The sequence below is a fragment of the Pseudomonas sp. 8(2025) genome, assembly GCF_052665325.1.
The window spans coordinates 328648-342789 of the sequence record NZ_JBQOIE010000003.1; the positions used below are offsets into that span (position 1 = coordinate 328648).

Consider the following 14142-nt stretch of genomic DNA (forward strand, 5'->3'; position numbering starts at 1 on the left):
CAGGGTTACCCAAAACCCGCCTCTGCATGCTCCTTCTTATGCCAAAGCCCAGGCTGACACGCCTGAGTCAGTGAACGGTTAAAGTTCCTTACTTAAATAAGACAATTCTTACAAGCCAATTAAAAACCCCCTACATATCTCTCTCAGAAAGATCACGCCCGGCAAGTTCTTATATGACACTCAAGAACATAACCAGGTAATTATTTTAATATTTTATTTATCACTTCATTCATGGAGCTGATGATTATTGTTTAAGCCCAGCTTCAACTTAGTCTTCGGACCTTGAGTGCCAGGCATTCCATAAATACCCACCCCCTTACAGGAGCCAATTACCTGAAGTACCCGGCAGACTCTTGCCCACAACAATTGACACACAACTTTCACCACACCCCTGAGGCAATCCAACCTTCAACCATTGGGTCCTTGAACAAACCAGCAACAACTCAGCCGTTAATCGCCTTACTCCAAAACAACAAAAACAGAGGACGATGAAATGCTTTCACAAAGTTTGCCACGGCAATGGGTCAGACACTCGCCCCTGCTGTGTGCCTCGATACTGGCCATTCCGGTAAAAGCCGAACTGCTCGAGGACAGCAGCGCACGCCTGGAACTGCGCAACTACTACTTCAATCGGGACTACCGCGAAGGCACTGCCCCTACCCGTGAAGAATGGGCGCAAGGTTTCCTCTTGCGCCTGGATTCGGGGTTCACCGAAGGCCGCCTCGGCGTCGGTGCCGACGCCATCGGCATGCTCGGGATCAAGCTGGATTCCGCTCCTGGCCGGACCGGCACCGGGCTGTTGAAGGTGGCGCGCAATGGCCGGGCCGAGGATGACTATTCGAAACTGGCCCTGGCCGGCAAGCTCAAGACCAGCAAGACCCTGTTCAAGTTCGGAACCCTGGTACCGCCGGTACTGCCGACACTGAGACCCAATGACGGCCGCCTGTTTGCGCAGATGTTCGAAGGCGGGCTGCTGACCTCCAATGAAATCGAAGACCTGGAGTTTACCGCCGGGCGTCTGAGCCGGGTCCTGCAGCGCAACGCCACGCAGTACACACCGCTGACCCTGAGCCCCTTGAACCGGCGCTTCGAGAAGCTGGGGGCCACCGCGGAACACTTCGACATGGCGGGCCTCGACTATCGGTTCCGCAAGCAATGGCTGGCTCGCGTGCATGTCGCCCAGCTGCAGGATATCTACCGCCAGCAGGTCTTCACCCTGGTCAACAAGAGCCCCTGGGGAGCGGGGACGTTCAGCAGCGATCTGCGCTTGAGCCTGATGAACGACTATGGCAATGCCAAAGGCGGCAAGATCGACAACCGCGCCCTGCAGGGGTTGCTCGGCTATGCCTATAAAGGCCACAGCCTTGGCCTGACTTATCAGCGAATGTTGGGGGACACCGGTTATGCCAACATCCTGGGTACCGATGCCAACTTGATCAACTTATCCGTACTGGGTGACTTCGCCAATGCCAAGGAGCGCTCCTGGGCACTTCGTTATGGCTATGACTTTGCCAACCTGGGCTTGCCGGGCCTGACTATCAATAGCCGCTATATATCCGGCAGCCATGCCGAGATAACCGGCAGCCAAAGAATTGGCAAGTCATGGGAGCTGGATAATGAATTGCGTTATGTCGTGCAACAAGGCCCGCTGAAGAACTTAAGTGTACGCCTGCGCAGTGCGCTCTATCGCTCCAACTACGCCAAGAACTTCATTCGCGACACTGATGATACGCGACTGATGTTCAACTACACCTGGAATATCAAGTAAGCAGACCACCAGAACCGATGTAACGGATCAAATGCCTAGAGGACTATCTCCATGCAACGTCTATTATCGAAAAGTTTGGCCAGCCTGTTGTTTTTAAGCCTGTTCAACCCGGTCGCGGCGAAACAGCCCCTGCAAGCGCAAAGCGTCCCGGAGTTCCGACCGGGTTACTTGATCGGTTATCTGAAACAGCAGGATCTGCCCGACAGTCTGTCGCTGTTGCCGCCCCCTCCTGCAGTGGGGACCCCAGCCTTCGCTCTGGACCAGAGCATGGCCGAGAAAAACCAGGCCTTGCGGGGCAGCAAACGCTGGGAGTTGGCTGTCAGCGATGCCAACCTGAAGTTCCCTGCCGCCGCGCAGACATTCTCCTGTGCCCTGAATGCCCCGATCAGCGAACAGCTGACACCTACGCTGTACAGAGTCCTGCGGCGGACCCTGGCCGACGCCGGGCTGGCCACCTACAGCGCAAAGAAGCGCTACCAGCGCACCCGGCCCTTCGTCTACAACCAGCAACCCAGCTGCACCCCGGAAGACGAGGCGAAACTGGCCGCAGATGGTTCCTACCCATCGGGCCACAGCGCAATCGGCTGGGCCTGGGCGCTGTTGCTGAGCGAACTGTCCCCCGAGCACGGCAATGCGCTCTGGGCCCGCGGCCGGGCCTACTCGCAAAGCCGCATGGTGTGCAACGTGCACTGGTACAGCGATATCCGTGAAGGCCGTGAAATAGGCGCGACCACCGTGGCACGCTTGCACGCCGACCCGACCTTCCAGGCCGATTTCGCCGTCGCCCGGCAAGAGTTGCTGGCCGTTCGGGCCCAGGGCCTGACCGCCGGCGCTGACTGTGCAGCGCAAGCGCAGGCCCTGGCACTTGACGCCGACTAGGGTGCCAGGGTGAGGACCTTGAAGGTATTGGCATGAAACAGCGGGTCCGGCTTGGGTTCGGCCGGGCTCGCGGCCGGTTGGGTGAAGTCCATTGCCGCCAGGTAGACCCGCCGGGTACGCGGGTCGAACGCCATGTTGTAGGCCATGGGCTGGGTGCTGACGCTACCCAGGAGCTGGTAGCGGTCGGCATCGAGCTGGGCGACGACGCTGAGGTTGGCGTCCACCCCGCTGGCGATCAGCAAGCGCTGGGCCTGCGGGTCGTAGGCCAGGCCGTTGACGTCCCGGGTGATCGGCAGGCTGGCCTTCAGCGCGCCGTTGTCGCGGTCGAGCACCAGCAGCACTGGCCGCTCACCACGGCAAGCGACGAACAACCGCCCCCGTTGTTCATCCTGGGCCAGGGCACTGGGCCGCGGGCAGTCGGGATACTGCCAGCGGTCCAGGACCTTGAAACTGCTGGAGGACAACCGCGCGACGATGCCCTCATCGCGCATCGGCAGAAAGAAACTGCCATCGCCCTTGAGCAGCAACGGGTCGATCTTCTTTACCGCCAGCTCATGGGCGGCGGTGATGCGCTCTTCTTTGGGATCGAAGACGAACAGGGTGGAACGATCGGCCCGGCGCCCGCTGACAATGATCACCTGCCCGGTGCGCGGCTCGTACACCGCGCTGTTGAGGTTGCTCTGGGTCACGGTGATGCGCTTGAGCGGCTTGAATGTGGATAACTCCACCACCCCCAGGCTGCCGTCGGTGTTGAGCACCAGCAGGCGGTCCAGCTCCGGTACCAACACCACACCATTGGCGCCCCGGGACTGTTCGAGGGTGCGCACCGGGCGCTGCCTGTCCACATCGAACACGCTCAGGCCGTTTTCCCGGCGGGCCAGGAACAGGTAGGGCCGGGTCGGGTCCAGGGCGATGAAGCCCCAACTGCTGCCGGAGCCCGGCAGCTGCACTTGCTGCTCGCGGTGGTACAGGCGCTCATCCGCCGGCGCAGCCGCCTGGGCCACGCCACAGAACGCCAGGAGCACACTCAGGGCCAGGGCTTTCATCAGAACTCCAGGGTGCTGGAGAGCGACACTTGGCGAGCATCCCCCAGGGACACGAAGTACTTGCTCACCGAGGAGGTGTAGTAGGTCTTGTCGAACAGGTTCTTCACGTTGAGCTGAAACTTGACCTTCTGCCCTTCGACCTTGGTGTCGTAGGTGGCGAAGGCATCGGCCACGGTGTAGCCCGGCAGGTCGAAGCTGTTGGGCGCATCCCCGGCGCGCTCACCGACATAACGGGCACCGGCGCCGACCCGCAGGCGGTCGCCGCCGATCAGGCTGCCGAAGTCGTAGACCGCCGACAGCGAGCCGGTGTTCTTGGCCACGTTCTGCAGTTGCTTGCCCTTGTACTGGGTGTCCTTGGTCACTTCGGCGTCGGTGTAGGCGTAGCTGCCGATCAGGCTCCACTGGTCGGTGAGCTGCCCGGTCAGGTCCAGCTCCAGGCCCTGGGAATGCACTTCACCGGCCACGCTGGTGACAGTCTCGGAGGCCGTGGCGGTGGTCACCAGCACGTTGCGCTTGGTGATGTCGAACAACGCCGCACTGGCGGTGATGCGCCCTGGAATGTCGAGCTTGGCCCCCAGTTCCCAGGACTTGGCTTCTTCCGGTGCGATGGAGCCGTCCAGCACCACGCTGCCGCCGGCCAGCTGGGCAATGCTGGAGTTGGGTTTGAACGACTCGGTGTAGCTGCCGTAGAACGACAGCTGGTCGGTGTAGCGGTACACCAGGCCGGCGCGGGGCACGAACTTCTGCCCGTTGCTGTCGGTATTGGCGTGGAACGGCCGGCCCTTGCCCGCGTACTGGTCGTACTCCTGGAAACGCCCGCCGCCCACCAGGATCCACTGGTCGGTGAGGTGGATGGCATCCTGGAAGAACAGCGAGTCACTGCGCAGCAGGTCGGTCTGGTCGCTGTCCGGGGCGCTGACGTTGGTCCCCGCCACTTGCTGGCCATACACCGGGTTGAGGTAGTTGAAACTGGTGTTCTTGCCGCGGATCAGGTCGGCGCGGTAGATCTTGCGGTACTCGTCGTCCAGGCCGAACACCAGGTCGTGCTGCATGCCGCCCAGTTGCACCTTGCCTTCCAGGCTGACGGTGGCATAGCGGTCGGTGGTCAGGGCATTCTTGGTGCCGTCCATGGTCCGGGTCAGGGTGCCGTTGGCGTTCACCGCGGTCAGGCGCACCTGGCTGGCGTCGTAGGTTTCACGGTTCCAGCTGTAGCCGAAATGGGCCTTCCAGTCGTCGCTGAGCTCGTGATCGACCTCGAAACGATACAGGTCCGAACGCCCTTCCATGTTGTTGAACGGCTCGTCCAGGCGCCGGGTGGCCGGGATGTCCAGCGGGTGGTTGGTCTTGGGGTCGATGGCCGTGCCGCGGTCGAACGGGGTCAGGAATTCGCGATGCTCATAGGCCAGCAGCACCTTGGTGCGCTCGCCGTACCAGGCCAGGGACGGCGCCACCAGGGATTCGCGGTGGGTGCCGAAGTTGCGCCAGTAGTCTTCGTCTTCGTGGTCCACGACCAGCCGGTAGGCCAGCCCGGAATCCCCCAGCGGCCCGGTGGTGTCCAGGCTGCCGCCGCTGCCGTTCTTGCCCGAGCCGTAGGTCGAACCGCGCACGGTCAGGGCCGTGGACTGCTGCAACTCGGGTTTCTTGCTGACGATATTGATCACCCCGCCCGGGTCCTGGATGCCATAGAGCAGGGACGACGGGCCCTTGATCACTTCCACGCGCTCGGCCGTGGCGTTCAGGGCACGGCCCTGCACCACCGGCATGCTGTCGCGCATGATCGAGCCGTTGCGGTTGTCGCCGAAGCCGCGCAGCAGCACCGCGTCCTGAGTGCCGCCCAGGGTGTTGGTCTGGGTGATGCCACTGACGTTCTTCAGGGCGTCATCCAGGTTGCGCGGGGTCTGGTCGCGCAGTACCTGGGCCGGGATCACGTTGATGATCTGCGGGATTTCCTGGTTCAGCGCCTGGGAGCGGGCCACCGAGGTGGTGGCCGGCGGCTGGTAGCTGGTGCTTTCGTCGACGCCCTGGGTGGTGATGCTGGAAGTCCCCAGGTTCAGCCCGGCACCTTGGGGCAGGGGTTCGAGAACCAGGGTATGGGCGTCGCTGCGGCGATAGGTGAAACCGGAATTGCCCAAGAGACGCTGCAAGGCCTGCTCGGCACTGAGCTGGCCGGTGACGGCCGGGGCCTTGAGGTTGTAGGGCGCCTCGTCGGTGTAGACCACGCTGATCCCGGTGACCCGGGTGAAATCGCTCAGGGCCTGGGGTAGCGGCTTGGCCGCGATGGCGAAGTTGAACAGCGCACTGTGCTGCTCGCTGCCGGCCTGGGCCGCCAATGCCACGCTCAGGGGCAGCAGGGCCAACCCCGAAACCACCAGCGCCGAAGCGCCGAACCACCGTTTGACCGAACCGTTTACCGCCGAATTTGCCCTGGACTTCATGCTGGAGACTCGTGTGTAAAAGCACCGTGAATGCGAATTAGTCGCACTTTCAAGCACTACACGTATGTCGCAGGCAAAGACCTCAGCATTTTTTTGAAAATATTTTCAGGGCGGCGAAAACGCCCCCCGCCCGATGCATCCCCTGTAGCCAGTGCCGCAGGCTGCGATCGGGCTGGGCGGCACTCCGACGAAGCGATCGAGGCGCTCGTGAGGCCGCAGGAGGCTTGACGGGAGACCGTCAAGCAAGGTCCTGCGGACCTTCTCGCAGCCTCGCAGGCTCGGCAGCGGCTACAGCGCTCGTTACAGGGATCGCTGGATGCGCCCGGCACTGGTGCTGGAACCCACGGGCTTGCCCTGCTGGTCCATGTCCTTGAGGTAGTGCAGCATCGCCTCCAGGTCGCTGACCCCCAGGTCGCTGCGGTTCAGGCCGCTCTTGAACAGGCTGAAGCGGTCGCCGCCATCGGCCAGGAAGCCGTTCATCACCAGCCGGTAGTTCGCGCCGGCCTGCAGCGGCTTGCCGTTGAGGCGCACGCTGCCGGGGACGACACGGCTGTCCGGCGGGCGCTTGGGGTCCCAGCGATAGGTGAAGCCCTGGGACACTTGCAGGATGTTGGCATCGTCCGCGCCCTTCCATTGCTGGTTGAGCACCTGTTCGATCTGCCGGCCCGTGAGGTCGAAAGCGATCAGGTTGTTGTTGAACGGCTGCAAGGTCGCCAGTTGCCCGTAGTTGACCCGGGTCTGCCCGGGCTCCAGGGCCAGGTCGCTGCGAATGCCACCGGTGTTCATGAAGGCGATCTGTGCGCCATTGGCCCGGCCGCCGGCCAGATGCGCGTCGGCAATCAGGTCACCGATGGGCATTTCCCCGGCCGCGTCGGCACGCCGGGCAATCGGCGAGGCGGCAATCGCCCCCACCGGCTTGAGCAGCACCTGGTTGCTACGGGCCTCGACCTCCTGTTGCAACTGCGCCAGGGCCAGGTCCTGTGGATAACGGGCCGGATCGGCCAGCAGGTTGAGGGCCTGGATGCTCGCCACCCGGTGCTGGCCCGGGGTCACTTGCAGGGTCAGGTGAGTCAGCAGGTGGCCGTAGGAATTGCCCTGGGTCACCAGCAGCGGCCCGACCTTGCACAGGTAGCCCTGATGCGAGTGGGCGCTGATCAGCACGTCCACCGCCGGGTCCAGGCGCTTGGCCACGTCGACGATATCGCCGCCGAGCTGCGAGCAGTCCTGCTTGTCGAACGGCTCCGGGGTCGAGCCGCCCTGGTGCACCACGGCGACGATGGCGTTGACACCCTGGGCATTGAGTTCGGGGATCAGCTTGTTGATGGATTCGGCTTCGTCGGCCACCTGCAAACCGCGCATGCCCTTGGCGCTGACCACCGAGGCCACGTCCCGCAGCACCGCACCGACAAAGGCCACCTTGACCCCGCGCACCTCTTCGATGCGGTAGGCCGGCAGCAACGGCTTGCCGGTGTCGCTGTCCAGCAGGTTGGCCGCCAGGTAGGGGAAGCCGCTGCCGGGGTAGTTCGGGCGGAACTGGCAGGCCTTGTCCGGCCGCGACGACTGGCAGCCGCCATCGAGCTGGCGCAGGAACTCGGCCTTGCCGTTGTCCAGTTCGTGATTGCCGATGGCGCTGAGTTTCATGCCCATCTGGCGCAGGGCGTCCAGGGTCGGTTCGTCGGCCCACATGGCCGACAGCGGCGGGCTGCCGCCCACCAGGTCGCCGGCGCCGATGAAGAGCAGTTGCGGGTCCTGCTGGCGCAGTTGGGCAAGCATGCCGCCCAGGGTAGCGATGCCGCCGGCCGCAAGCTTGCGCACGCCGCCCGGGGCCTGGGGGTCCTTGTAGCTGAAGGGGTTGGCTTGCAGGTAGCCGTGCAGATCGTTGATGGCGACGATGTTCACCGCCACCGGTTGCGGCGGTTCAGACAGCGAGCTGCAACCGGCCAGGGTGACCAGGGCCAGGGTCAGTGCCCCCAGCATCCGGGGCATGGGACGAAGACGGGACATGAAAGAAATCCTTGGTAGATCAGCGAAAAAAAAGCCGCTGGCGCAGGCCAATCAGACAGAGAACAGCGCTGGAAACAGCGCCGGCTTCGCCGTCGATCGCAGCCCGTGCCCGCGGCAGCGGCTACAGGTCAGGTCATCAGGCAGGTTGCAGGCTGCCGTGGACCACCTGGGGTGCTGGCGGGGCCTTCAGCGCGGTGCCCATGCCGGCGCGCAGCAGCAGGATCTTCAGGTGGTCGGTGATGCGCTCGACCCGGTCCTGGAAGTGGTTGTGGAAGATCATGCTGCCCAGGGCAATGGCGATCCCCAGGGCCGTGGCATACAGCGCGGTGCCGATACCCTTGGACACTTCGCCCGGGTCGCTGACGCCGGTCTCGGCCAGGGCCTTAAAGGTGTCGATGATCCCCAGGATGGTGCCCAAGAGGCCCAGCAAGGGCGCAGCGGTAACCACGGTTTCCAGCAGCCACAGGCCATGCATCAGCTTGCTGCGGGTGGCGATGTAGATCGACTCGCTGAGGTCTTCCAGGTCCTTGTGGCTGGCCAGCCCCTGCTTGTGGGCAAACAGCTCTGCGACCATTTCCAGGGGCAGGCTGTTGCGCTCGCGCAGCGGGGCGGGCAGATCGTCGACGCTGTGCATCTTCGGGTTGAGCACGGTCTCCAGTTTCTTCGCCTGGCGCAGGCTGAAGCTGAAGTAGATGCCCCGCTCCACCGCGATGAAGGCGGCAATCGCGGCAGCGCCGTACATGGTGTAGAAGGTGATGTCGTGCAGCAGATTCATGTCCATCGTCATTTCCTCTTGTGCCTGAATCGAATCAGAACGCAGCTTCCAGGGAGACCATCGCGGTGCGTTCTTCACCCACGTTGTAATAGGCGGTGCTTGGCGCCAGGCCATTGGTCCTTACCGAGTTGAAAGACACGGTGCGTACCGACGCCAGGTATTCCTTGTCGAACACGTTGAGCATCGAAAAGCGCAGGGTCGCGGACTTCAGCACCTTCTTGTCCACCGGCAGGTGGATACCGGCATTGAGGTCGAACACGGTGCGTCCGGAGATCTTCTCGTCGTTGGTCAGGTCGCCGTAGAAGGCGCCGACGTACTTGCCCACCACGTTGCCGTAGTAGAGCGAATCGTCGTAGCCCAGGCTCAGGTTGAACATGTTTTCCGGAACGTTGGTCAGCTGTTTGCCGGACGTCGGCAGCAGCACGTTCTTGTTGGTCAGGTCATCCATCTGCTCGGACTTGGTGTAGGTGTACGAGGCGTAGTAGTTGAAGTTGTGCGGCAAGCGGCCGCTCCACTCCAGCTCCAGGCCACGGTTCTTCACTTCGCCGACGTTGGCCACGACGTAGTCGCCATTGAGGTCGGTGGTGGAGATCTGCCGGTCCTTGAAGGTGATGTAGAACAGGGTCGCGCTCAGGGCCATGTTCTCCTCGCTGTAGCGCCAGCCCAGTTCCTGGTTCCAGCTCAGCTCGGGTTTCAGGCTGATGGAGTCACCCTTGTTGTAGAGCACGTAGTTGGGCGGCGTGCGCATGTTGCGGGTGACGTTGTAGAACGCCTGGTTGTTCGGGTCCACCTGGTACTTGGCGTTGAAGCTGGGCAGGAACTCGTGGTACTTGGCGTCGCGTTTTTCCGGCTTGTCGGTGAGGCTGCCCAGGTTGTTGCCATCGCGCTCCACGTACTGGTAGGCCAGGGCTCCGGTGAGGGTCAGGTCCGGGGTCGCCTGCCAGGTGTCCTGCACCCAGAGTTTCTGCGCCGGGGTCACGGTGTACTGGTGGCGGCCCTGGACCGTCGCGCCATTGCGGTCCACCAGTTGGTCGGAGCCGTTGTAGTCGCCCCAGACGTTTTCCGGAGCACCGTTGCCCTTGATGCCGATGAAGGGCTGGGTCTGGCGCTGGCGGGCGCGCTCGTACCAGTAGCCGACGTCCAGGCTGTGCTCTTCGTTGAGGTCCCACTTGAGCTTGGTGGTCATGCCGGGGCGCCAGGTCTCGGTCCACGAAGGCCGGTAGTAGGTGCCGCTGGGCAGCCCGCTCAGGTCATAGTTGCCGGCCCGGCTGGAGGTGCTGGACAAGGTGGTGGCGGTCTGGCCGCTGAAGCTGCCGCCGTTGGACCAGACGTAGTACGGGTTGAAGGTCAGGCTCAGGTCGTCGCGCAGCTGGAAGCGCTGGGTCACCGAGGCGGTCACGCTTTCGAAGGGGTTGCGGTTGAGCTTGTAGGACTGGGACACGCTGCCGTTCTTGAACACGGTGCTTTCCGAGTAGTCCAGGCGCCGGCCCTGGGTCTGGAACTGGGACTTGCTGACGCTGTTGTAGTTGTAGTTTTCCTGCAGGTTGTATTTGACGATGGCGTTGGTGGAGTTGCCGTTGCCGTCTTCAAACAGGGTGTTCCACTCGATCTTGTCGGCCCGCAAGGTGCCCTTGCCCTTCCACTTGTCACCTTCGGTATGGGACGCCGAGACCCAGGTCTTGAAGCCCCCCAGCTCGCCGGTGTTGAGGCGGGCAAAGGATTTGCGCAGGTTGTTGGAACCCACAGACTGCTTGACGAACACCCCGAAATCCTTGGTCGGGCGCACGGTCACCAGGCCGATGTTGCCACCGCTGGAACCGATGTGCGGGCCGTCGGCTTCGGACGAACCCTGGGTGACGAAGACTTCACTGAAGTTCTCCGGGTCGCCCATCAGGTTCGGGTAGATGCTGTAGTCGCCCGAGTCGTTGATCGGGAAACCGTCGGCGGAGAGCCCGACCTGGTCGGAGTTCATCCCGCGCATGGTGAAGTTGGTGCCGCTCAGGCCCGAGGCGTCGGTGCTGGAAACGTTGATCCCCGGGGTGTACTTGAGCTTGTCCACGGCGTTGGCGGTGGGGGCCATCTGATCCATGGCCTCCTTGGTCACGGTGGAGCGGCCCTTGGCGCTTTCTTCCTTGATCATGTGGCCGTTGCCCAGGGTCTGTTTACCGGCAACGTTCACCGAACCTACGTCCACGGTATCGTCGGCCAAAACCAGTGGCGCAAAACTGCCCAGGCCCGATGCCAGAAGCAGGGCATAAAGTTTATTGATCTTCACGGGTCAATCCCTTGCTTACAACTTTCGTTAATAGGTGATGGGTTTATTCCACGTTGTAACTAAAGGTCGCGGTAAAACGTTGCTTGTTCTTGCCGGAGAACGCGTCCGAGGGAAACGGCGAAACTTTCTCCACGCGGCGCAAACTGGTTTGCGCCGCGCGATTGAGCAACATGTTCGGCGCCTTGTTTTCGATGCCACTGTCGAGCACGTTGCCGGCCCGATCGACTTCCAGCCAGATCACCACATCGCCCTGGGGACGTTGCAGCGAGGCCTCGCGGCCGCTGGGGTATTGCTTGTGCTTTTCCAGTTCCTTGCGCAAAGCGGCGGTGTACAGACTTTCCTTGATTGCACTGCTGGGCGCCGCGGGCGCGGTGGCCGGAGCAGGTACGGGAGCCGGTGCGGCCACCGGTTTCGGCGCAGCGGCCACTGCGGGCTGCGGCGCGGTGGGGGCGTTCTGGGCCACGGCCGGGGCCGGCTTGGGTGGCGCAGGCTTGGCCACCATGGGCTTGGGCACCGGCGGCTTGGGCTTGACCACCGGCTTGGGTTTCGGCGGCTCGATCACCAGCGGTTCTTCCTCCGGCACCACCTGCGGCGGCTCGGGCTCGATGGGCAACGGCTCAGGCGGTGGCGGTGGTGGCTCGGCCGCCGCCAGCAGTTCGGCGGCATCGACCAGGGCGATTTCCACGGTGCTTTCGTCATACACCGGCTTGATCTGCAACTGCTGCAACTGGCTGGTATAGATCACCAGCAGCAACAGGCCAGCCGGCAGCAGGCACGCAAGCAACTTGCGAGTTCTATAGAGACTGAACATGGCGTCAGGACTTGCGTGTAGCGATGGAGACGGAAGAGAAGCCATTGCCCTTGAGCAAGTCCATCACCGAAACCAGGCGTTTAACTTCCACGCCCTGATCGCTGTTGATAATGATCACCAACTTTTCACTGCTGTCGTTCAACACTTTGAGTTGCGCCAGCAATGCACTTTCATCCAGGTCCTGGCCATCGAGTTGCAGGCGCTCTTGCAGGCCCAGGGTAATCACTGCCTTGTTTTGCGGCTTCAACTGTTGCGCGGTACTGGCGACCGGCAACTGCGTCTTGATCCCTACGGCCGGGATCACGTTGAGGCTGATGAGTACGAAGAACACCAGCAGAAACATCATCACATCGATCATCGGAATGATCTCGATATGAGCTTTTTTCTTTTTAGCTACATCCCAGCTGCGCATCGTCTTGCTCCCGCTTCAGCCATCCCTCCCTTGTGAGAGCTGAATCACAACCCTCGCCGATCCTGACCATGTGCTCAGGAATGCGCAGATCATCCCCGTCTGATGTAACGGTTTGGTGACAGAACGGAGTGATAACGATGAATGTTCGGGAGCTCTGGGACGCGGTTCTCAGCGCAGGACGATGAACCTCCCGAGCACCCGATGCTGCTGGAAGCCGAGCACCGCCTGCAGTGAATCGAGGACCGCCTGCGGGTCCTTGCTGGAGAAACTGCCACTGATGCGCCGCGCCGCCAGTTCATCGTTGAGCAGCAGGATACGCCCGGGGAAATAGCGCCGCAGGTCGTCCACCACCTCGGCCAGAGGCGCGTGGTAATAGTTCAGCCAGCCCTGGCGCCAGGCCAGTTGCGCCTCACTGTCGACAGCGTGCAGCGGGGCCGCAACGCCATGTCCGTAGGCCACTTGCTGCCCGGCGCCGAGCACCTGCTGCGCCGCGCCCTTGACCGGCGTGACCCCCACCCGGCCGGACAGCACCGTGACCTGGGCCCCGCCCGGCTGCAGGCGCACTTCGAACTGGGTGCCCAGCACCCGCGCCTCCCCCTCTTGCGCGTCCACCACAAAGGGCTCGCCGGTGTGGCTGACGCTGAAGAAACCGGCGCCGCGACGCAGCTGCACATGCCGCTCGCCGCGGCTGAAATCCACGGCAATGGCGCTGTCGGCATCCAGGGTCACCTGGCTCTGGTCGGCCAGGATCAGGGTGCGCACCTGGCCCGGCGCGGAAACGTAGTCGGCCCCCAGGTCATCGACCCAGCGCCCGGGCTGCCAGCCGGCGCCCAGGGCCACCGCCAGCAATACACTGGCGGCCAGCGCCAGCCCCGCCGACCAGCGCCGCCGGGCCCGGCCCCTGGCAGCATCCATGGAACGCAGCAGGCCGTGCAGGGCAAAGGCGTCTTCATCGGCCAGGGTGCGCGCCGGCTGCTCGCTCAGCTCCCACACCACCTGGGCCTGGGCATAGGCCTCGATATGCGCGGGGTCGGCCTGCAACCACTGGCTGAAGGTGGCCTGGTCGCCACTGCTGGGCTGATCGTGGAGCAGGCTCAGCCAGGCCAGCGCGGCCTGCTCCTGAGCGGGCGTCGGGCAGATACTCGTGCGGTGGTTCACGGTGCATTCCTTGGCGTGCGCGTGCCCGGGGCTTCCCGCAGGCTGGCCTTGCAGGCTTCGAGGGCGCGCATCATATGTTTTTCCACGGCGCTTTGGGACAAGCCCATGGCCTTGGCGATCTCGGCGTACTTGCGCCCGTGGATGCGGTTGAGCAGGAAGATCTGCCGGGTGCGCTGCGGCAGGCTGCGCAGGGCCGCTTCGACATGCCGCAGGTCGTTGCCGGCTTCCAGCGCCGCCTGGGGCTCGCTGCCCTGGTTGTCCTGCTGCTCTGGCAGCCAGCCTTCATTGACCCGCACTCGCGCGCCCTCGCTGCGCAGGTGGTCGATGGCGATATTGCCGGCGCAACGCAGCAGGTAGGTGCTGAGTTCCTCGACCTGCACCAAGGGCCGGCGCCAGAAGCGCAGGAACAGGTCCTGCACCAGGTCGGCGGCGGTGGCCCGGCAACCGACCCGGCGGCTGACCAGGGCCTCCATCTGCGAACGCTGGGAGAGGAACACCTGGAGAAAATGCGCACGGCTGCCCTGCGGATCAGGGTGATCCCCCTCGGCAGGCTCCGGTGGCAGGGTGCTCATCATCGTC

11 protein-coding genes are annotated in these 14142 nt (G+C 63.3%); 2 read left to right on the top strand and 9 right to left on the bottom strand.

Going from position 1 to position 14142, the window contains the following annotated elements:
• Nucleotides 1–493: 493 nt before the first annotated feature.
• Together ACUXVH_RS08330 and ACUXVH_RS08335 are read left to right on the top strand one after the other, a co-directional pair.
• Nucleotides 494–1768 carry an OprD family porin gene (locus ACUXVH_RS08330; protein WP_065364597.1) on the top strand — a complete coding sequence of 425 codons (1275 nt, stop codon included), beginning with the start codon at nt 494–496 and terminating at the stop codon, nt 1766–1768.
• 51 nt (nt 1769–1819) lie between these two features.
• Entirely contained in the window at nt 1820–2647 is an 828-nt protein-coding gene (locus ACUXVH_RS08335) for an acid phosphatase (protein WP_019093376.1), read from the top strand.
• Here the strand turns inward: ACUXVH_RS08335 and ACUXVH_RS08340 are convergent.
• The 9 genes from ACUXVH_RS08340 to ACUXVH_RS08380 form a co-directional block, all read right to left on the bottom strand.
• A complete protein-coding gene (locus ACUXVH_RS08340; RefSeq protein ID WP_065364598.1) occupies nt 2644–3693 on the bottom strand; it encodes a hypothetical protein in 1050 nt (349 codons plus the stop codon). The two genes, ACUXVH_RS08335 and ACUXVH_RS08340, sit on opposite strands and share 4 nt — an antisense overlap.
• Nucleotides 3693–6128: a TonB-dependent siderophore receptor gene (locus ACUXVH_RS08345; RefSeq protein WP_015634217.1), complete on the bottom strand. Its 2436-nt coding sequence runs from the start codon at nt 6126–6128 to the stop codon at nt 3693–3695. The genes ACUXVH_RS08340 and ACUXVH_RS08345 overlap by 1 nt, the downstream gene beginning before the upstream one ends.
• Nucleotides 6129–6428: 300 nt before the next feature.
• Nucleotides 6429–8132, bottom strand: a complete 1704-nt coding sequence (locus ACUXVH_RS08350; RefSeq protein WP_065364599.1) for a bifunctional metallophosphatase/5'-nucleotidase — start codon at nt 8130–8132, stop codon at nt 6429–6431.
• Between the two features lie 136 nt (nt 8133–8268).
• The gene (locus tag ACUXVH_RS08355; protein WP_011059347.1) at nt 8269–8913 is read right to left on the bottom strand and encodes a MotA/TolQ/ExbB proton channel family protein; all 645 of its coding nucleotides are present in this window, start codon (nt 8911–8913) and stop codon (nt 8269–8271) included.
• 28 nt (nt 8914–8941) lie between these two features.
• On the bottom strand, nt 8942–11182 hold the full coding sequence (locus ACUXVH_RS08360) for a TonB-dependent receptor family protein (RefSeq protein WP_019093373.1): 2241 nt from the start codon (nt 11180–11182) through the stop codon (nt 8942–8944).
• Between the two features lie 43 nt (nt 11183–11225).
• Nucleotides 11226–11993 carry an energy transducer TonB family protein gene (locus tag ACUXVH_RS08365; RefSeq protein ID WP_011059345.1) on the bottom strand — a complete coding sequence of 256 codons (768 nt, stop codon included), beginning with the start codon at nt 11991–11993 and terminating at the stop codon, nt 11226–11228.
• Between the two features lie 4 nt (nt 11994–11997).
• The gene (locus ACUXVH_RS08370) at nt 11998–12405 is read right to left on the bottom strand and encodes an ExbD/TolR family protein (RefSeq protein WP_011059344.1); all 408 of its coding nucleotides are present in this window, start codon (nt 12403–12405) and stop codon (nt 11998–12000) included.
• 168 nt (nt 12406–12573) lie between these two features.
• Nucleotides 12574–13563 carry a FecR family protein gene (locus ACUXVH_RS08375; RefSeq protein ID WP_065364600.1) on the bottom strand — a complete coding sequence of 330 codons (990 nt, stop codon included), beginning with the start codon at nt 13561–13563 and terminating at the stop codon, nt 12574–12576.
• The gene (locus ACUXVH_RS08380) at nt 13560–14138 is read right to left on the bottom strand and encodes an RNA polymerase sigma factor (RefSeq protein ID WP_011059342.1); all 579 of its coding nucleotides are present in this window, start codon (nt 14136–14138) and stop codon (nt 13560–13562) included. Before ACUXVH_RS08380 ends, ACUXVH_RS08375 begins: the two co-directional genes overlap by 4 nt.
• Nucleotides 14139–14142: the final 4 nt, after the last annotated feature.